The sequence below is a fragment of the Streptomyces sp. NPDC002619 genome, from assembly GCF_042889305.1.
In the GTDB taxonomy this organism is placed as follows: Bacteria; Actinomycetota; Actinomycetes; order Streptomycetales; family Streptomycetaceae; genus Streptomyces.
Genome location: NZ_JBIAQV010000008.1, coordinates 56,430 through 75,826, shown reverse-complemented (window position 1 = coordinate 75,826; position 19,397 = coordinate 56,430). Strand labels below are relative to the sequence as shown.

The window sequence follows — 19,397 nt, the reverse complement described above, 5'->3', positions numbered from 1 at the left end:
CACGCTACGCCGGAACAGCGAGAGGCACAGAGCCGCGTGGTCGCCACCGTGAGTGCGAACAGCGTCCTGAATCGTGACGGCCTGGCGCTTTGGCGGCCGGACGACGATGTATTCGACGGGAGCGCCGACGCGGACGCTGTGGCGGCGGACCTGAAGTTGTTGGGGGTCCGCAGCACGATCACCGGCTTGCGACTCATGCCTCCGGGGTCGCAAGAAGGGGAGATGCGGAAGGGACGGGAGGTCCGTGTCCCGTGGTCGGAGCTGGCGGCACTTGTGCGCTGGATGCCGTCCCTCCGAGAGCACATGGACGAGTTGCCGGAGGACGCGCGCAAGGTCTTCGAGTTCGTCTACCTGGAGCCCCGGCCGGAGGGCATGGCAGTGTGTAGGGGGGTGTGGGCGTGCCACTGGCTGTGGTGGACCGACAAGCAGGCCCTTCGCATGGGCCTGATGTGCGCCGACTGCGGAACGGACCTGCGGGCCGAGGGCTCGGCGTACCGGATCGCGGACGCGGAGGGCCGGAAGCGCATGTACTGCGGCGGGTGCTGCAACCACGGGCTTGACGCCCTGGACGCCCTAGCGGGGTGATCACGCGCGTGGGGCGGTCGGAGCGGTCCGGCCGCCCCTCCGTTATGTCTGGGAACGAAGGAGCTTGGACGTGTCCGGGGGCCTTCTCATTTGTCGGGCTGACCTGGGTAGACGTCCAAAGATCCTGTCCACGAATAGTCCACAGACCCCGGCATACGCCCGCTTCGAGTCGCACACGCCTGCACATACGCGAAGACCCCGGCCTCAGCGTTTCCGCTGGTGACGGGGTCTTTGGGCACCTCATGCTGGGTGCCCCCGGCAGGATTCGAACCTGCGCACACGGCTCCGGAGGCCGTTGCTCTATCCCCTGAGCTACGGGGGCGTGTCCGGCGCGTAGCTGTTTGCTCGCGGCGACGGGTAGAACACTACCAGCTCTGTCGGGGTGATCAGGAACCGGTTTTCGGGGGCGTCGCTCGCGGGGGTGGAAGTGGGGAAAACGCGGACGCGGTGGCCGGTGCGGACCTACTCTCGAGGGGTGCCAGGCGCGTCGGGTCGGGTGCTTGTTGTGGACGACAACAAGGTCATCCGGCAGCTGATCAGGGTCAATCTCGAGCTGGAGGGTCTCGAGGTCGTGACCGCGGCCGATGGTGCCGAGTGTCTTGATGTGGTTCATCAGGTGCGGCCCGATGTCGTGACGCTTGACGTCGTCATGCCCCGGCTGGACGGGTTGCGTACCGCCGCTCGGTTGCGTGCCGATCCCCGCACTCGTGATCTGCCCCTCGCCATCGTCAGTGCCTGTACGCAGTTTGAAGTGGAGAGTGGGCTCGACGCCGGCGTCGATGCCTTTCTTGCCAAGCCCTTCGAGCCCGCCGAACTCGTACACCTCGTACGGGAGTTGATCGAGCTGGGGAGGGGGATGGGATCGGGGAGTGAGTACGGGCTGGGGCTCGGGGACTCGGGCGATGGGGTGCCGGGTGGTGCCGGTGACGGCTCCGGTGAGGGCTTCAGTGACGACTCCGGCCGTGACCTCGTCGGTGACCTTCGTGACCTTGGAGACACCCTTGGGCCGGACCTCGGCCGTGGCTTTCCGGAACCTCCCAGCGGTGACCTCGACAGTGACCTGAGTCGTGACCTCAGTGACGACGGCATCGGCGGCGCCGAAATGTCCGCCGAGCGTGCCGGTCGTACCAGGCGCTGATCTTCCTCCGCTTCCTTCATGTCTTCGACTTCCTGGTCCGTACTTCGGCTAGGTGGACGGCGCTGCCCGGTCCCCCGGACCAAGGGCCAACGACGTCCCCCCACCCCGTCCACATCCCGGACCCACCCCAAACCTGCTCGCATACCCGCCCCCCTCCTCCCATACGCTTGTCCCGTGACCCCCGTAGAGCTCTCCCGTACCGTGCTGAGCGCGGTGCGGCGTGCTGTCGAGGCGGGGGAGCTGAGTGTCACCGTGCCTGAGCGGGTCGTGGTCACCGTGCCGGGGCCCGGGGGGTGTGGCGATTACGCCAGCAACATCGCCCTGCAGTTGGCCCGTGCCGCCGAGCAGCAGCCGTTGCGCGTTGCCGAGATCCTCAAGGCCCACATCGAGGAGGCCGACGGCGTCGAGGGCGTCGTCGTCACCGGGCCCGGGTTCCTCAACATCAGCCTCCGCCAGGGGCTCGACGCCACCGCGCTCGTGCGGGAGATCCTTGAGTTCGGGGCGGTGTACGGGCACAGTGACGCCCTCGCCGGGCAGGTCGTCGAGCTGCGCGTGCCGTACGAGGCTCGGGCCGAGGTCGTCGCCGACGCGCTGGTGCGGATCGTGGCGACTCAGGGCGGGCGGGTCGAGATCGAGCACCGTGAGCCCGTCAATCTGCGGCCGGTGCCGACTCCCGAGGACCCCGCGCCGCTCGGGCCCGACGCCGCCCGCTGGGCCCTGCTGCACCCCGCCCCGCACGACAGGCCCCGCATCACCGCCGATCATCTCGTCCAGCGCGAGGGCAACCCCCTCTTCCGGATCCGTTACGCCCACGCCCGTACCCGGGCCGTCGGCCGTGGCGCCGCCCGCCTCGGCTTCACCGCCGAACCCGGTGACCTAGCCCGTCCCGGTGACGTCGCCGAGACCGACGTACGCCCCCTCCTCACCGCCCTGGCCGACCACCCCCGCACCCTCACCGCGGCCGCCACGCACCGTGCCCCGGATCGGCTTGCCCGGCACCTCGTCACCGTCGCCGATGCCGCACTGCCCTTCCTTCTCACCGTTCTTCCGCACGGTGAGGGAAAACCCTCGGCCGCCCACCGCGCCCGGCTCGCGCTCGCCGAAGCCGTCGGGACGGTGCTGGCCGGCGGCCTGTCCCTGCTCGGCATCGACGCGCCCGAACACCTCTAAGAGCCCGAGAGAGACACGAGAGCCCACGAGAGTAACGACATCCTCCGAGAGCCCCCGCGAATCCCTAGAGCCCAGAGAACGAGACTGAGAGTCAGAGAGCCACCGACATGAGCCGTTCCGCACACCCCGCCGGGCCCCGGCACGCCGACGTCCTGCCCGAGGGGCACTACTCTGCGCCGCCCACCGATCTCAACTCCCTCGACCCCAAGGTGTGGGCCCAGACCGTGACCCGGGACACCGAGGGCGTCGTCACCGTCGGCGGGGTCGACGTCAAGCGGCTTGCCGAGGAGTTCGGTACGCCCGCCTACGTGCTCGACGAGACCGACTTCCGGGCCCGTGCCCGGGCGTGGCGTACCGCCTTCGGGCCCGACGCCGACGTCTTCTACGCCGGGAAGGCGTTCCTGTCGCGTGCCGTCGTGCGCTGGCTGGACGAGGAGGGGCTCAACCTCGACGTCTGCTCCGGCGGCGAACTGGCCACCGCCCTGTCCGCCGGCATGCCCGCCGACCGCATCGCCTTCCACGGCAACAACAAGTCGACCGGCGAGGTCCGCCGCGCGATCGAGACCGGCGTCGGGCGCATCGTGCTCGACTCCTTCCAGGAGATCGTGCGGGTCGCGTACATCGCGCAGGAACTCGGCAAGCGGCAGAAGGTGCAGATCCGGATCACCGTGGGTGTGGAAGCCCATACGCACGAGTTCATCGCCACCGCCCATGAGGACCAGAAGTTCGGGATTCCGCTCGCCGGTGGGCAGGCCGCCGAAGCCGTGCGGCGTGCGCTGCAACTCGACGGGCTCGAGGTCATCGGGATCCACTCCCACATCGGGTCGCAGATCTTCGACATGTCCGGGTTCGAGGTCGCCGCCCACCGGGTCGTCGGACTGCTCAAGGACATCCGCGACGAGCACGGGGTCGAGCTGCCCGAGATCGACCTCGGCGGTGGCCTCGGGATCGCCTACACCAGCGACGACGATCCCCGTGAGCCGCACGAGATCGCCAAGGCCCTCACCGAGATCGTCAGCCGGGAGTGCGAGGCCGCCCGGCTGCGGACGCCCCGCATCTCCGTCGAGCCGGGGCGCGCCATCGTCGGGCCCACCGCCTTCACGCTCTACGAGGTCGGCACCATCAAGCCCCTCGACGGGCTGCGCACGTACGTCTCCGTCGACGGCGGCATGTCCGACAACATCCGCACTGCGCTGTACGACGCCGAATACAGCGTCGCGCTCGTCTCCCGCGCCTCCGACGCCGAGCCGATGCTCGTCCGCGTCGTCGGCAAGCACTGCGAGAGCGGCGACATCGTGGTCAAGGACGCCTTCCTGCCCGCGGACCTGGCACCGGGTGACCTGATCGCGGTGCCGGCCACCGGCGCGTACTGCCGTTCCATGGCCAGCAACTACAACCACGTGCTCCGGCCGCCCGTCGTCGCGGTGAACGACGACGGGGCCCGGGTGATCGTCCGCCGCGAGACCGAGGAGGACCTCCTGCGGCTCGACGTCGGATGACCGCACCAGAACAACCAGCACAACAAGCGAAGGCACCGGAAGATCTCCCGTCTTCCGGTCCCGGAAAAATGGAATAGATGTCTCACGATCCGGACGAAGGGTAGAAACTCCCGTCCGGTGCGTGAGACTGGTCCAACCGTCGACGGTATGAGGAAACGAGGTCGGATGATGCGTACGCGTCCGCTGAAGGTGGCGCTGCTGGGCTGCGGGGTTGTCGGCTCAGAGGTGGCGCGCATCATGACGACGCACGCCGACGACCTCGCCGCGCGGATCGGAGCCCCGGTCGAGCTCGCGGGCGTGGCCGTACGGCGGCCCTCCAAGGTGCGGGAAGGAATCCCCGCCGAACTGATCACCACCGACGCCACTGCCCTCGTCAAACGCGGCGACATCGACGTCGTGGTGGAGGTCATCGGCGGCATCGAGCCCGCCCGCACCCTCATCACCACCGCCTTCGAGCACGGCGCCTCCGTCGTCTCCGCCAACAAGGCGCTCCTCGCCCAGGACGGCGCCGCCCTGCACGCCACGGCGGACGAACACGACAAGGACCTCTACTACGAGGCCGCCGTCGCCGGTGCCATCCCGCTGATCCGCCCGCTGCGCGAGTCCCTCGCCGGCGACAAGGTCAACCGCGTGCTCGGCATCGTCAACGGCACGACCAACTTCATCCTCGACAAGATGGACTCCACGGGGGCCGGGTATCAGGAGGCCCTCGACGAGGCCACCGCCCTGGGGTACGCCGAGGCCGACCCGACCGCCGACGTCGAGGGGTTCGACGCCGCCGCCAAGGCCGCGATCCTGGCCGGGATCGCCTTCCACACGCGCGTGCGCCTCGACGACGTCTACCGCGAGGGCATGACCGAGGTCACCGCCGCCGACTTCGCCTCCGCCAAGCAGATGGGCTGCACCATCAAGCTGCTCGCCATCTGTGAGCGTTCGAAGGACGGGACGTCCGTCACCGCGCGCGTGCACCCCGCGATGATCCCGCTGAGCCATCCCCTCGCCTCCGTGCGCGGTGCGTACAACGCCGTGTTCGTCGAGTCGGACGCCGCCGGCCGGCTCATGTTCTACGGCCCGGGCGCGGGCGGCGCTCCCACCGCCTCCGCCGTGCTCGGCGACCTCGTCGCGGTCTGCCGTAACCGGCTCAACGGGTCGACGGGTCCGGGCGAGTCGGCGTACGCCGCCCTGACGGTCTCGCCCATGGGCGACGTCGTCACGCGCTACCACATCAGCCTGGACGTCGCCGACAAACCGGGTGTACTGGCCCAGGTGGCCACCGTGTTCGCCGAGCACGGGGTGTCCATCGATACGGTTCGGCAGCAGGGCAAGGACGGGGAGGCCTCCCTCGTCGTCGTCACTCATCGTGCGTCCGACGCGTCCCTGTCCGGGACCGTCGAGGCGTTGCGCAAGCTCGACACCGTGCGGGGTGTCGCCAGCATCATGCGGGTTGAAGGAGAGTAACCAGCAATGACCCACCAGTGGCGCGGAATCATCGAGGAGTACCGGGACCGGCTGCCGGTATCCGACACCACGCCGATCGTGACGCTCCGCGAGGGCGGCACGCCGCTCGTGCCCGCGCAGGTGCTCTCCGAGCGCACCGGCTGCGAGGTCCACCTGAAGGTGGAGGGGGCCAACCCGACCGGCTCCTTCAAGGACCGCGGCATGACCATGGCCATCAGCAGGGCCAAGGAGGAGGGGGCGAAGGCCGTCATCTGCGCCTCCACCGGCAACACCTCCGCCTCCGCCGCCGCGTACGCGGTGCGCGCCGGGATGGTCTGTGCCGTACTCGTCCCGCAGGGCAAGATCGCGCTCGGCAAGATGGGCCAGGCCCTGGTGCACGGCGCGAAGATCCTCCAGGTCGACGGCAACTTCGACGACTGCCTCACCCTCGCCCGCAATCTCAGCGACAACTACCCGGTGGCGCTGGTCAATTCGGTCAACCCGGCGCGCATCGAGGGGCAGAAGACCGCCTCCTTCGAGATCGTCGACATGCTCGGCGACGCCCCCGACATCCATGTGCTGCCGGTGGGCAACGCGGGCAACATCACGGCGTACTGGAGGGGGTACCGGGAGTACGCCGCCGACGGCGTGTCCACCAAGACCCCCCGAATGTGGGGTTTTCAGGCCTCCGGCAGTGCCCCGATCGTGCGGGGCGAGGTCGTCAAGGACCCGTCGACGATCGCGACCGCGATCCGTATCGGCAACCCCGCGTCCTGGAAGTACGCCCTTCAGGCGAGGGACGAGTCCGGCGGCTTCATCGACGAGGTGACGGACCGTGAAATCCTGCGCGCCTACCGGCTGTTGGCCGCGCAGGAGGGCGTCTTCGTGGAGCCCGCCTCGGCCGCGTCCGTGGCCGGTCTGCTGAAGGCGGCCGAGCAGGGCAAGGTCGACCCCGGCCAGCGCATTGTGTGCACGGTCACCGGCAACGGCCTCAAGGACCCCGACTGGGCCGTGGCGGGCGCCCCGCAGCCGGTCACCGTACCGGTGGACGCGGCGACGGCGGCCGAGCGCCTGGGCCTCGTCTGAGGGCCGTGGATCTGAGCGCCGTAGATCTGAAGGCCGTACAAGGGTCGTACGAGGGTCGCTCGGGCCCCGCTCGAGCGACCCTCGACCGCGCAACCCCGGGAGTCCCCGTGGCGTCTTGACACGGGGACTCCCTACCAGGGGTGCACGGGGGGCTTGCGACACGCATCGTGCGCCTCCTGTGCGCCCTATGTCGCCACAGAACCTTCCTTCGATAGGCTGTACTGAACCCGCCCGCCGCATATGCCTTCGCAGGTGGCAGGGCGTCGCGCCGTCTTCGCGGCCCGAGGGCCCTCACATATGTATCGAATGTCATTCGACCATCACGCAGCTCAAGGAGAGTCAACGAGCGATGGCCGGTCCAGCGTTCCGCGCCGCCGCCGTCCGGGTGCGCGTCCCCGCCACCAGCGCCAACCTCGGTCCGGGCTTCGACGCCCTGGGCCTCGCGCTGGGGCTCTACGACGACGTCGTCGTCCGGGTGGCCGACTCCGGGCTGCACATCGACATCGCGGGTGAGGGCAGCGAGACGCTCCCGCGTGACGAGAACCACCTTCTTGTACGGTCCCTGCGCACCGCCTTCGACCTGCTGGGCGGGCAGCCCCGCGGCCTGGAGATCGTCTGCGCCAACCGCATTCCGCACGGGCGTGGCCTGGGCTCCTCCTCCGCCGCCATCTGCGCCGGCATCGTGGCCGCGCGCGCTGTGACCATAGGCGGCGAGGCCCGCCTCGACGACGCCGCCCTGCTCGAGCTCGCCACCGAGATCGAGGGGCATCCCGACAACGTCGCGGCCTGTCTGCTCGGCGGCTTCACCCTCTCCTGGATGGAGGCCGGCGCCGCCCGCGCCATCAGGATGGACCCCGATGATTCCATCGTTCCGGTGGTTTTCGTGCCTGGAAAGCCGGTCCTCACCGAGACCGCGCGCGGCCTGCTCCCGCGCACCGTGCCGCACGTCGACGCCGCCACCAACGCGGGCCGTGCCGCCCTGCTCGTCGAGGCCCTCACCCGGCGCCCCGAGCTGCTGCTGCCCGCCACCGAGGACCGCCTCCACCAGGAGTACCGCGCGCCCGCCATGCCGGAGAGCGCCACGCTGGTGGAGCGGCTGCGCGCGGACGGGATCCCGGCCGTCATCTCCGGCGCAGGACCCACCGTCATGGCGCTGGCCGACGCCGGCACCGCGGACAAGATCGAGGCCCTGGCCGGCGTGGACTGGGCCGCCAACCGGCTCGGCCTCGACCTGCAGGGAGCGAGTGTGCTGCCGCTCATGGCCCCCGGCGACAATTGACTACGTACGGTTGCCGGATTTGGAGAGGGGGAATGTTTGTTGGATCCGGTAGTGTTAACCTCAAGTCTGCACCCGACCCCACCATGGCGAGGTGCTTGTTGTCCCCGTCCGGGACAGACATTCTTCCGGGAGTCTCCCAAGCCACTCGATGTTCCGTATCCCGTACTTGGGCAGTACGTATGCGGGCACTGAGCGGGACGCTGGGCACGCTCCGGAATCGGTGCGACCACTCCACGTGACACCGAGTGCCACGGCTCAGTGGTAGCGCCATCACCAGATATCTCTTCCGCCGTTTAGGCGGACCACCGCCCCGGCACGGTCCACAAGGATGGGACCGAAGCCGGACAGCACAACCGGTCGCCGAGCCAGACAGGCCGACGTCCGCTCCAGGGAAGGACCCTTCGTGAGCGACACCACCGATCTGATGGGCGCACGTGTCGAGGAGACCGCTGCCGCGCCCGCCACGGACGCCTCCGCGCCTGCCACCGGTGCCGGCTCCCGGCGGCGCCGCGGTACCGGCCTCGAGGGCATGGTGCTGGCCGAGCTGCAGCAGGTCGCGTCCGGCCTCGGCATCAGGGGCACCGCGCGGATGCGCAAGAGCCAGCTGATCGAGGTCATCAAGGAGGCGCAGGCCGGAGGCGGTGCGGCCCCGGCCAAGGCCGAGAGCGACACCGAGGCCAAGCCGAAGCGCCGCAGCACCTCCCGGACCCGTACCGGCGAGGAGGCGGAGAACAAGGCCGAGGCGAAGAGCGAGGCCGCCGCCGAGAAGGCCGTGGCCCAGCAGCAGATCGAGATCCCCGGCCAGCCGTCCCCCAAGCTCTCGGCTCCGGCCGAGCAGGGCGGTGCCGGTGAGGACGCCCCAGCCGAGCGCCGTCGGCGCCGTGCCACCGCCGAGGCGGGCAGCCCCGAGACGATCGTCGTCGAGGCGAAGAGCGAGACCCGCGCCGAGGCGCCCGCGCAGCAGCAGGGCGAGGCCAAGGGCGACGCCGGTGACGGCGACGGCCGCGGCCGCCGCGACCGCCGTGAGCGCGGCCGGGACCGTGACCGTGACCGGGACCGCCGGGGCAAGGGCGACGACCCGCAGCAGGGCCAGGGCGGCCAGCGCCAGCAGCAGAGCCAGCAGGGCGGCCGCCAGGACCGCCAGCAGCGGCCCGACGAGGACGGGGACGACTTCGAGGGCGGTCGCCGTGGCCGTCGCGGCCGCTACCGGGACCGCCGGGGCCGTCGTGGCCGCGACGAGTTCGGCGCGAACGAGCCGCAGCTGGCCGACGACGACGTCCTGATCCCCGTCGCGGGCATCCTGGACATCCTCGACAACTACGCCTTCATCCGTACGTCGGGCTACCTGCCGGGTCCGAACGACGTGTATGTCTCCCTCGCCCAGGTCCGCAAGAACGGCCTGCGCAAGGGTGACCACGTCACCGGTGCGGTCCGGCAGCCCAAGGAAGGCGAGCGGCGCGAGAAGTTCAACGCGCTGGTCCGCCTGGACTCCGTCAACGGCATGGCGCCCGAACACGGCCGTGGCCGCCCGGAGTTCAACAAGCTGACGCCGCTGTACCCGCAGGACCGGCTCCGTCTGGAGACCGACCCGGGCGTGCTGACCACCCGCATCATCGACCTCGTGTCGCCGATCGGTAAGGGCCAGCGCGGTCTGATCGTGGCCCCGCCGAAGACCGGCAAGACCATGATCATGCAGGCGATCGCCAACGCGATCACGCACAACAACCCCGAGTGCCACCTGATGGTCGTCCTCGTCGACGAGCGTCCGGAAGAGGTCACCGACATGCAGCGGTCGGTCAAGGGCGAGGTCATCTCCTCGACCTTCGACCGTCCGGCCGAGGACCACACCACGGTCGCCGAGCTGGCCATCGAGCGCGCCAAGCGCCTGGTGGAGCTGGGCCACGACGTCGTCGTGCTGCTCGACTCGATCACGCGTCTGGGCCGTGCGTACAACCTGGCGGCGCCGGCCTCCGGCCGCATCCTGTCCGGTGGTGTCGACTCGACCGCGCTGTACCCGCCGAAGCGGTTCTTCGGTGCGGCGCGGAACATCGAGGACGGCGGCTCGCTGACCATCCTCGCCACCGCCCTGGTGGACACCGGGTCCCGCATGGACGAGGTGATCTTCGAGGAGTTCAAGGGCACCGGCAACATGGAGCTCAAGCTCGACCGGAAGCTCGCCGACAAGCGGATCTTCCCGGCCGTCGATGTCGACGCGTCCGGTACGCGTAAGGAAGAGATCCTGCTCGGCAGCGACGAGCTGGCGGTCGTCTGGAAGCTGCGGAGGGTTTTGCACGCGCTTGACCAGCAGCAGGCGATCGAGCTGCTGCTCGACAAGATGAAGCAGACCAAGTCGAACGGCGAGTTCCTGCTGCAGATCCAGAAGACGACGCCGACGCCCGGTAACGGTGACTGATCGCCGTTGAGCTTGTGGTCGTTCGTCGGCTGCGGGTGATCAGTGGTTGATCGCGCCCACGCGGCGGAGCCGCAAATTTAATACAGTCCCGCGCCCCTTTCGGGGCGTTTGAGGCCGCCCCCCGTCACATGTGTGACGGGGGGCGGCCTTTTGGCGCAGATACCAGTGGGTGCATCGTGCACCCCTTCCATCTCTATGTCTCTGTGGGGGGACTTCCTTGACCACGCCCCTGTCCGGCAGCGGTCGTCACAGACGCCGGATACGTTTCGTCCTGCCTCTCGCCGCGGCCGGTGTAGCCGCCGCCGTCACCGCCGCGCTGATGACCTCGTCCGCGGGTGCCGCCACCGCGCTGCCGACGCCGACCGTCAAGCCCGTCGTCGCGCAGCCCTCGCTCGCCACGCTGGAGAAGCGGGTCTCGGGCGCCCTCGCCAGTGACGACACCGCGGGGCAGACGACCCAGAAGTCGTCGCTGAGCGCGAGCACCACCAGCAGCAACACCGCCACCGTCGACCCGAAGATCATCGGCGGCAGTGAGACCACCATCTCGACGGCGCCGTGGATGGCGCAGCTCTGGTACTACGACGACATGGGCACCGCCGACGAGAGCGACGACCTCGGCTTCTTCTGCGGCGGCTCGGTCATCTCGCCGACGAAGATCCTCACCGCGGCGCACTGCGTCCGGGACGAAAACAACAAGGCCTACAACTGGAAGGCCTACGGCGCGATCGTCACCGGCACCGCGCAGCTGCCGACCAGTGACAGCGCCGGCAACCCGGACCTGCACGGCGGCACCGTCACCAGTGTCCTGCGTCAGTGGAACCACCCGTCGTTCAGCCCGACGACGCTCGACAACGACATCGCCGTTCTGACTCTGGGCGCCCCGGTCAAGGCCACGCCGATCCGGATGACCACGTCCGGCGACACCGCCTCCTACGCCTCGGGCACCAGCGCCAAGCTCTACGGCTGGGGCCGTACCAGCTCCACCACCCAGGACATCTCCGAGACGCTGAAGACGGCCACGCTGCCGATCAACTCGGACACCACCTGCGCCGGCACCTACCCCGCCGACTTCGTCAAGGGCCACATGGTCTGCGCGGGCAAGCCCGCCACCGGCTCCGACACCGGCACCACCTCCGCCTGCAACGGCGACTCCGGTGGCCCGCTCGTGGTGAACGGCCGGATCGTGGGCGTCGTCTCCTGGGGCGTCGAGAACTGTGTCGCCAAGGGCGCGTACAGCGTCTTCTCGAAGGTCACCACGTATGTCGGTGCCGCCTATGCGCAGATCGACGACGCGAACCTGAGCTACACCGACGGCAAGGCCGATCTGTGGGTGCGTGAAGCCAGGACCAAGACCGGCTGGGAGAAGGACTCCAAGGGCTCGTCCTTCGCCGCCCGCATCTCCTGGGGCAACTGGGACGGCGTCAACGTCGTCCTGCAGACCGACCTGAACCGCGATGGCATCCAGGACCTCGTCGTCCGCGACAGCGCCACCGGCAACGTCTACTGGATGCACTACGTGATCTCCAGCGGCTCCTGGTCCCAGACCAAGATCTTCACCGACTGGAGGACCCGCAGCCGTATCGTCGCCCCGGGCGACGTCACCGGCGACTACCTGCCCGACCTGCTCTCCGTCGACTCCAGCGGCACGCTGTGGATCTACCCCGGCAAGGGCAACGGCACCTTCGCCACGCGGGTGAAGGTCGGCACGGGCTGGAGCCAGTACAACTCCCTGCGCGGACACGGCGACTTCAACGGTGACGGCAAGGCCGACATGCTCGCCCGCACGAGCGGCGGTGACCTGTACCTGTACAAGGGCACCGGCAAGTCCGGCACCGGCGCGTTCTCGACCCGGGTGAAGGTCCGCACCGGCTGGTCCGGCTTCGACGCTTTCGCCGCGGTCGGCGACTTCACCGGTGACGGCAAGGCCGACTTCTTCGCCCGCACGAAGGGCGGCACGCTGTACCTGTACAAGGGCAGCGGCAAGGGCACCAGTGAGATCTTCAGCACAAGGGTCTCGATGGGCACCGGCTACCAGGCGTACGACATCTGGGGCTGAAATCCCAGGTGAGCCGGGTCCATCCGGAATAAACCTCTACATCCTGTGCCCGCCCGTTCACCGGGCGGGCACAGTGCATTGTGCAACCCTTTCCCGAGTTTCGCCGTCTGACCAGGCGGAGCGACGATGGTGCGGTGACGACCGCACCTGGCCCTGAAAGCAGGGGGTAACCGACCGGAACGGAACCGAGGAGCCCATGTCCGCCGAGAGCACGCCGGAGCCCGGCATACCCGAGCCCGGCACGAAGGTCCCGAGCCACGGGAGCAAGGGCCGCCGCCGCAGGCCCCGCACGGGGAGTCGCAAGGCCCTGCAGGCCACGGCGTGGACGGCGGCCGGCATCGTCGTCCTGGGCGGTGTGGGCGTCGGGTACATGTACTTCAAGCTCAACGGCAACATCAAGAGCGTCGACATCAACCAGGCCCTGGGTACCGACCGGCCGACGAAGGCCGACAACGGCTCCGAGAACATCCTGGTCCTCGGCTCGGACACCCGCTCCGGCGCCAACAAGAAGCTCGGTGGCGGCACCGACGACGGCAGCGCCCGCTCCGACACGGCGATGATCGTCCACGTCTACAAGGGCCACAAGCGGGCGAGCGTGGTCTCCATCCCACGCGACACCCTGATCGACCGCCCGGAGTGCACCGACACCAACGGCACCGCGCACCCCGCCGCGACCGGCGTGATGTTCAACTCCGCCTACTCCACGGGCGGTGCGACCTGCGCGGTGAAGACCGTCGAGTCCATCACCGGCGTCCGCATGGACCACTACCTCGAGGTCGACTTCAGCGGCTTCCAGAAGCTCATCGACGAGCTCGGCGGGGTCTCGGTCACCACGACGAAAAAGATCGACGACCCCGACAGTCATCTGAAACTCACCGCCGGCACGCACCAGCTCACCGGCGAGCAGGCCCTCGGCCTGGTCCGCACCCGGCACGGCGTCGGCGACGGATCCGACCTCGGCCGCATCCAGCTCCAGCAGGCCTTCATCAAGGCACTGGTCAACCAGGTCAAGCAGATTGGCGTCTTCACCAACCCGAAGAAGCTGTACGACCTCGCCGACACCGCCACCAAGGCCGTCACCACCGACTCCGACCTCGGCTCGGTCAACTCCCTGATGAACTTCACGAACGGCCTGAAGGGCATCAGCGCGTCCCACATGACCATGGTCACGATGCCGGTCCAGTACGACCCGTCGAACCTCAACCGCGTCATAGTCGCCGAGTCCAAGGCCAAGCTGGTCTGGAAGGCCCTGAAGAACGACCAGCCGATTCCCGAAGCGGCCACAAAGGGAACGGCCACAGGCAAAGCCAAGGGCGTCGTGAGCGCCCCGTAAGGAGCAAGGGGAATAGATCACAGCAACCCCCGGTTTTGGGGGATGGCCCCAGTCCTGGCAGACTGGTACGTCGGCCCCGGTTCACGCTCCGCACCCCGCGGCAGCGACCCGGCGCCCTCCCGAAACCTAGGAGAAACCTTGAAGCGCGACATCCACCCCGCGTACGTCGAGACGCAGGTCAGCTGCACCTGTGGCGCGTCGTTCACCACCCGTAGCACCATCGAGTCCGGCACCATCCGTGCCGATGTCTGCTCCGAGTGCCACCCGTTCTACACGGGCAAGCAGAAGATCCTCGACACTGGTGGCCGTGTGGCCCGCTTCGAGGCCCGCTTCGGCAAGGCTGCAGCCGGCTCCAAGAAGTAGCGAGCTCCAATTCGCCGGTCCACGGCCGCGCCCTCCACAGGCGCGCCGGGACCGGCGTTTTTGGTCGCCCGCCCTTCCCTTCCCCAAGCAGTACAGGAGCCGAAAATGTTCGAGGCCGTCGAGGAACTCGTCGGTGAGCACGCCGACCTGGAGAAGAAGCTCGCCGACCCGTCGGTCCACGCCGACCAGGCCAACGCGCGCAAGCTGAACAAGCGCTACGCCGAGCTCACCCCGATCGTCGCCACGTACCGCTCCTGGAAGCAGACCGGCGACGACATCGAGACCGCGCGCGAACTGGCCGCGGACGACCCGGAGTTCGCCGCCGAGGTCAAGGTGCTGGACAAGCAGCGCGAGGAGCTGACCGAGAAGCTGCGGCTGCTGCTCGTCCCGCGCGACCCCAGCGACGACAAGGACGTCATCCTCGAGATCAAGGCGGGCGCGGGTGGCGACGAGTCGGCGCTGTTCGCCGGCGATCTGCTGCGCATGTATCTGCGCTACGCGGAGCGCGTCGGCTGGAAGACCGAGATCATCGACGCCACCGAGTCCGAGCTGGGCGGTTACAAGGACGTCCAGGTCGCCGTGAAGACCAAGGGCGGCCAGGGCGCCACCGAGCCCGGTCAGGGCGTCTGGGCCCGGCTGAAGTACGAGGGCGGCGTGCACCGCGTGCAGCGCGTGCCGGCGACCGAGTCCCAGGGCCGTATCCACACCTCCGCCGCCGGTGTACTGGTCACCCCGGAGGCGGAGGAGGTCGACGTCGAGATCAACCCCAACGACCTCCGCATCGACGTCTACCGCTCCTCCGGCCCCGGCGGCCAGTCCGTCAACACGACCGACTCCGCGGTGCGCATCACGCACATTCCCACCGGAGTCGTCGCCTCCTGCCAGAACGAGAAGAGCCAGCTGCAGAACAAGGAGCAGGCACTGCGTATCCTGCGCTCCAGACTGCTCGCAGCGGCACAGGAGGAGGCGGAGAGGGAGGCCGCCGACGCCCGCCGCAGCCAGGTCCGCACGGTCGACCGCTCCGAGAAGATCCGTACGTACAACTTCCCGGAGAACCGCATCTCGGACCACCGCGTCGGATTCAAGGCGTACAACCTTGACCAGGTCCTGGACGGCGACCTCGACGCGATGATCCAGGCCTGCGTCGACGCGGACTCGGCCGCCAAGCTCGCAGCCGCATAAGGACCGTACGCACGCACGAGTACGACACGGAGGACCAGCGTGAACCTGCTGCTCGCGGAGGTGGCCCAGGCCACCCAGCGGCTGGCCGCCGCCGGCGTGCCCTCGCCGCGCAACGACGCGGAGGAGCTCGCCGCGTTCGTGCACGGCGTGAAGCGGGGCGAGCTGCACTCCGTGAAGGACGCGGACTTCGACGCCCGCTACTGGGAGGTCATCGCCCGTCGTGAACAGCGCGAGCCGCTGCAGCACATCACCGGGCGGGCCTACTTCCGGTACCTGGAGCTCCAGGTCGGGCCCGGCGTCTTCGTGCCCCGGCCGGAGACCGAGTCGGTCGTCGGCTGGGCCATAGACGCCGTACGCGCCATGGACGTGGTCGAGCCGCTCATCGTCGACCTGTGCACCGGCTCCGGCGCCATCGCGCTCGCCCTCGCCCAGGAGGTCCCGCGCTCGCGCGTGCACGCCGTGGAGCTGTCCGAGGAAGCCCTCCGGTGGACCCGCAAGAACGTGGAGGGCTCCAGGGTCGACCTGCGTCAGGGCAACGCCCTGGACGCCTTCCCGGACCTCGACGGCCACGTCGACCTCGTCGTCTCCAACCCGCCGTACATCCCGCTCACCGAGTGGGAGTACGTCGCCCCCGAGGCCCGCGACTACGACCCCGAGCTTGCCCTGTTCTCCGGCGAGGACGGCCTCGAGCTCATCCGGGGACTGGAACGCACCGCGCACCGGCTGCTGCGCCCCGGCGGTGTCGTCGTCATCGAGCACGCCGACACCCAGGGCGGCCAGGTGCCGTGGATCTTCACCGAGGAACGGGGCTGGGCCGACGCGGCCGACCACCCCGACCTGAACAAGCGCCCGCGCTTCGCGACCGCCCGCAGGGCGCTGCCGTGAACCGGCACCGGACTTCAAGCCAGCAGTACGTGTACGAGGAGGCCCGCTAGACATGGCACGGCGATACGACACCAACGACGCGACCGACCGCGCGACAGGTCTGCGTGAAGCCGCGTCCGCCGTCCGACGGGGCGAACTCGTGGTCCTGCCGACCGACACGCTCTACGGCATCGGCGCGGACGCGTTCTCCGCCGAGGCCGTGGCCGACCTCCTCGACGCCAAGGGCCGGGGCCGCAACATGCCCACCCCCGTGCTCATCGGCTCCCCGAACACGCTGCACGGCCTCGTCACCGACTTCTCGGAGATGGCCTGGGAACTGGTCGACGCGTTCTGGCCGGGCGGCCTCACGCTCGTCGCCCGGCACCAGCCGTCCCTGCAGTGGGATCTGGGGGACACCCGTGGCACCGTCGCCGTCCGCATGCCGCTGCATCCGGTCGCCATCGAGCTGCTCACCGACGTCGGCCCGATGGCCGTGTCGTCCGCGAACCTCACGGGGCATCCGGCGCCGGAGGACTGTGACGCCGCCCAGCAGATGCTCGGCGACTCCGTCTCCGTCTACCTCGACGGCGGCCCGACCCCGGGCAACGTGCCGTCGTCCATCGTCGACGTCACCGGCGAGGTGCCGGTCCTGCTGCGCGAGGGCGCGATCTCTCCGGACGAGCTGCGGAAGGTCGTACCCGACCTTGAGGTGGCGAATTGACGGCCCCTCAGGCGGGGCGTGGCATAGGCAACTGGGAGAGTGCCGCGGAGATCACGACGACGTTCGTCGGGCTTCCGCGCGACAGCTTCCGCATCCTCCACGTCAGCACCGGCAACGTGTGCCGCTCACCGATCACCGAGCGGCTGACCCGCCATTTCGTGACGGAGCGGCTCGGCGTCCTCGGCCGCGCGCTGATCGTGGAGAGCGCGGGCACCTGGGGCCACGAGGGCGCCCCGATGGAGGCCAACGCGGAGGCGGTCCTCGGTGAGTTCGGCGCGGACGCCTCCGGCTTCACCGGGCGGGAACTCCTGGACGAGCACGTGATCATGGCCGACCTGGTGCTGACGGCGACGCGCGACCACCGCGCCCAGGTGATCTCCATGGGCCACTCGGCGGGCCTGCGCACCTTCACGCTGAAGGAGTTCACCCGTCTCGTGCGGGCGATAGACCCGGCGACCCTGCCGCCCCTGGAGGACGGCGTGGTCGCTCGCGCACGCGCCCTGGTCCGCGCCGCCGCCGCTCTACGCGGGTGGCTCCTGGCGCCCACGGCCGAGGCCGACGAGGTGTACGACCCGTACGGCGCCCCCCTGACCTTCTTCCGGTCGATCGGCGACGAGATACACGAGGCCCTGGACCCGGTCGTCACGGCCCTGACCGGCGTACCGGCACGGATGTAACCGACCCGCGGCGGTGAGGGGGCCGCACCCGGCGCCGCCCCGCATGCAGCGCCGAGCCCCACGCCCCACGCCGAGGACTGCACGCAGTGACGAGGCAGCGTCCGATGCTCAGGCCCGTACACAGCGCTGAGCCCCGCGTCCCGCGCTGAGGTTGTGCCCGCGAGCCTTGCCCCTCCCGCGCATCCGGCCGACCGCGCCGTACTCCACCCGACGGGCGCTGTCCCCCCGTCGCTCCCAACACCGCGCACCCCACCGGCCCCCGGCCTACATTGGACGTACCTCACCGTCGACCGCCCGGGAGCCCGCCATGTCGGTCACCCCTACCCTCGAGACCGATGTGCTGCGGCGCCAGGACCCGGAGCTGGCCGAGATCCTGCTCGGGGAGCTCGACCGGCAGTCGACGACGCTCCAGCTGATCGCCGCCGAGAACTTCACGTCCCCGGCCGTCCTGGCCGCGCTCGGCTCGCCCCTCGCCAACAAGTACGCCGAGGGCTACCCCGGCGCCCGTCATCACGGCGGCTGCGAGATCGTCGACGTCGCCGAGCGGGTCGCCGTCGACCGCGCCAAGGCGCTCTTCGGGGCCGCCCACGCCAACGTCCAGTCCCATTCCGGCTCCTCCGCCGTCCTGGCCGCCTACGCCGCCCTGCTGCGCCCCGGAGACACCGTCCTGGCCCTCGGGCTGCCCTACGGCGGGCACCTCACCCACGGCTCGCCGGCGAACTTCTCCGGACGCTGGTTCGACTTCGTCGGCTACGGGGTGGACGCGGAGACCGGCCTGATCGACCACGACCAGGTGCGGACGCTGGCCCGCTCGCACCGGCCGAAGGCGATCGTGTGCGGCTCCATCGCCTATCCCCGGCACATCGACTACGCCTTCTTCCGCGAGGTGGCCGACGAGGTGGGCGCCTATCTCATCGCCGACGCCGCCCATCCCATCGGCCTGGTGGCCGGGGGAGCGGCGCCCAGCCCGGTGCCGTACGCGGACATCGTGTGCGCGACCACACACAAGGTGCTGCGCGGCCCGCGCGGCGGGATGCTCCTGTGCGGCGCCGAGCTGGCCGAGCGCGTCGACCGGGCCGTGTTCCCGTTCACCCAGGGCGGCGCCCAGATGAACAGCATCGCGGCGAAGGCCGTCGCGTTCGGCGAGGCGGCGACGACGGCGTTCACCAGGTACGCCCATCAGGTGGTCGCCAACGCGCGGATCCTGGCGTCCGAGCTGGACGCCGAGGGGCTGGCCGTGACCACCGGCGGCACGGACACGCACCTCATCACCGCCGACCCCGCGCCCCTCGGTGTGGAGGGCCGGGCCGCCCGCGGCCGGCTCGCCGCGGCCGGGATGGTCCTGGACTGCTGCGCGCTGCCGCACGGCGACGCCCGCGGCCTGCGCCTGGGCACGGCGGCGCTGACCACCCAGGGCATGGGCGAGCCGGAGATGGCCCGGATCGCCGTGCTCATGGCGGGAGTGCTGCGCGGGGAAATCGATGTCCCGGGGGCGCGTGGCGAGGTGCGGGAACTGGCCGGTAGATTTCCGCCCTACCCCAGCTGAGGCGGGGTAGGCGCAGTCCCGTACACCTGGTTCACAGCCACACGTGCA

General features: G+C 69.8%; 15 protein-coding genes, 1 tRNA gene and 1 pseudogene. 16 read left to right on the top strand and 1 reads right to left on the bottom strand.

What is annotated here, in order from left to right:
* Positions 1-222 precede the first annotated feature (222 nt).
* Positions 223-585, top strand: coding sequence for a hypothetical protein (locus ACFYXB_RS15955; protein WP_389582232.1), 363 nt, complete (start codon positions 223-225; stop codon positions 583-585).
* A gap of 250 nt (positions 586-835) precedes the next feature.
* On the opposite strand, the gene ACFYXB_RS15950 is transcribed toward ACFYXB_RS15955, so the two are convergent.
* Positions 836-907, bottom strand: a tRNA-Arg gene (locus ACFYXB_RS15950).
* 153 nt (positions 908-1,060) lie between these two features.
* Here ACFYXB_RS15950 and ACFYXB_RS15945 point away from each other — a divergent pair.
* The 15 genes and pseudogenes from ACFYXB_RS15945 to glyA all read left to right on the top strand — a co-directional run.
* A pseudogene (locus ACFYXB_RS15945) lies at positions 1,061-1,522 on the top strand (response regulator); the annotation flags it as partial.
* Between the two features lie 375 nt (positions 1,523-1,897).
* Complete coding sequence (nrtL, locus tag ACFYXB_RS15940) at positions 1,898-2,893, top strand: ArgS-related anticodon-binding protein NrtL (RefSeq protein ID WP_389582229.1); 996 nt, start codon at positions 1,898-1,900, stop codon at positions 2,891-2,893.
* Between the two features lie 107 nt (positions 2,894-3,000).
* On the top strand, positions 3,001-4,392 hold the full coding sequence (gene lysA, locus ACFYXB_RS15935) for a diaminopimelate decarboxylase (RefSeq protein ID WP_389582227.1): 1,392 nt from the start codon (positions 3,001-3,003) through the stop codon (positions 4,390-4,392).
* 165 nt (positions 4,393-4,557) lie between these two features.
* Positions 4,558-5,850 (top strand): homoserine dehydrogenase, encoded by a 1,293-nt coding sequence (locus ACFYXB_RS15930; protein ID WP_351350276.1) that lies wholly within the window; start codon positions 4,558-4,560, stop codon positions 5,848-5,850.
* A gap of 6 nt (positions 5,851-5,856) precedes the next feature.
* On the top strand, positions 5,857-6,915 hold the full coding sequence (gene thrC / locus ACFYXB_RS15925; protein ID WP_389582223.1) for a threonine synthase: 1,059 nt from the start codon (positions 5,857-5,859) through the stop codon (positions 6,913-6,915).
* Between the two features lie 349 nt (positions 6,916-7,264).
* The gene (gene thrB / locus ACFYXB_RS15920) at positions 7,265-8,194 is read left to right on the top strand and encodes a homoserine kinase (RefSeq protein WP_389582220.1); all 930 of its coding nucleotides are present in this window, start codon (positions 7,265-7,267) and stop codon (positions 8,192-8,194) included.
* 403 nt (positions 8,195-8,597) lie between these two features.
* On the top strand, positions 8,598-10,607 hold the full coding sequence (gene rho / locus ACFYXB_RS15915) for a transcription termination factor Rho (RefSeq protein WP_389582217.1): 2,010 nt from the start codon (positions 8,598-8,600) through the stop codon (positions 10,605-10,607).
* Between the two features lie 319 nt (positions 10,608-10,926).
* The gene (locus ACFYXB_RS15910; RefSeq protein ID WP_389582605.1) at positions 10,927-12,663 is read left to right on the top strand and encodes a trypsin-like serine protease; all 1,737 of its coding nucleotides are present in this window, start codon (positions 10,927-10,929) and stop codon (positions 12,661-12,663) included.
* Positions 12,664-12,859: 196 nt separating this feature from the next.
* Complete coding sequence (locus tag ACFYXB_RS15905) at positions 12,860-13,996, top strand: LCP family protein (RefSeq protein ID WP_389582214.1); 1,137 nt, start codon at positions 12,860-12,862, stop codon at positions 13,994-13,996.
* A gap of 138 nt (positions 13,997-14,134) precedes the next feature.
* The gene (gene rpmE / locus ACFYXB_RS15900) at positions 14,135-14,359 is read left to right on the top strand and encodes a 50S ribosomal protein L31 (protein ID WP_055720582.1); all 225 of its coding nucleotides are present in this window, start codon (positions 14,135-14,137) and stop codon (positions 14,357-14,359) included.
* 105 nt (positions 14,360-14,464) lie between these two features.
* Positions 14,465-15,541 carry a peptide chain release factor 1 gene (prfA, locus tag ACFYXB_RS15895; protein WP_388504726.1) on the top strand — a complete coding sequence of 359 codons (1,077 nt, stop codon included), beginning with the start codon at positions 14,465-14,467 and terminating at the stop codon, positions 15,539-15,541.
* A gap of 39 nt (positions 15,542-15,580) precedes the next feature.
* Positions 15,581-16,426 (top strand): peptide chain release factor N(5)-glutamine methyltransferase, encoded by an 846-nt coding sequence (prmC, locus tag ACFYXB_RS15890; RefSeq protein ID WP_351350263.1) that lies wholly within the window; start codon positions 15,581-15,583, stop codon positions 16,424-16,426.
* Positions 16,427-16,478: 52 nt separating this feature from the next.
* Entirely contained in the window at positions 16,479-17,126 is a 648-nt protein-coding gene (locus tag ACFYXB_RS15885) for an L-threonylcarbamoyladenylate synthase (RefSeq protein ID WP_351350261.1), read from the top strand.
* On the top strand, positions 17,123-17,803 hold the full coding sequence (locus tag ACFYXB_RS15880) for a protein-tyrosine-phosphatase (protein ID WP_351350259.1): 681 nt from the start codon (positions 17,123-17,125) through the stop codon (positions 17,801-17,803). The genes ACFYXB_RS15885 and ACFYXB_RS15880 overlap by 4 nt, the downstream gene beginning before the upstream one ends.
* Positions 17,804-18,110: 307 nt before the next feature.
* A complete protein-coding gene (gene glyA / locus ACFYXB_RS15875) occupies positions 18,111-19,349 on the top strand; it encodes a serine hydroxymethyltransferase (RefSeq protein WP_389582208.1) in 1,239 nt (412 codons plus the stop codon).
* Positions 19,350-19,397: the final 48 nt, after the last annotated feature.

Bases quoted from the DNA above. Each gene is read 5' to 3' on its own strand.
- glyA (WP_389582208.1), top strand. From the start codon at position 18,111: ATGTCGGTCACCCCTACCCTCGAGACCGATGTGCTGCGGCGCCAGGAC.
- ACFYXB_RS15930 (WP_351350276.1), top strand. From the start codon at position 4,558: ATGATGCGTACGCGTCCGCTGAAGGTGGCGCTGCTGGGCTGCGGGGTT.
- ACFYXB_RS15905 (WP_389582214.1), top strand. From the start codon at position 12,860: ATGTCCGCCGAGAGCACGCCGGAGCCCGGCATACCCGAGCCCGGCACG.
- thrC (WP_389582223.1), top strand. From the start codon at position 5,857: ATGACCCACCAGTGGCGCGGAATCATCGAGGAGTACCGGGACCGGCTG.
- lysA (WP_389582227.1), top strand. From the start codon at position 3,001: ATGAGCCGTTCCGCACACCCCGCCGGGCCCCGGCACGCCGACGTCCTG.
- ACFYXB_RS15910 (WP_389582605.1), top strand. From the start codon at position 10,927: ATGACCTCGTCCGCGGGTGCCGCCACCGCGCTGCCGACGCCGACCGTC.
- prfA (WP_388504726.1), top strand. From the start codon at position 14,465: ATGTTCGAGGCCGTCGAGGAACTCGTCGGTGAGCACGCCGACCTGGAG.
- ACFYXB_RS15885 (WP_351350261.1), top strand. From the start codon at position 16,479: ATGGCACGGCGATACGACACCAACGACGCGACCGACCGCGCGACAGGT.
- thrB (WP_389582220.1), top strand. From the start codon at position 7,265: ATGGCCGGTCCAGCGTTCCGCGCCGCCGCCGTCCGGGTGCGCGTCCCC.
- ACFYXB_RS15955 (WP_389582232.1), top strand. From the start codon at position 223: ATGCGGAAGGGACGGGAGGTCCGTGTCCCGTGGTCGGAGCTGGCGGCA.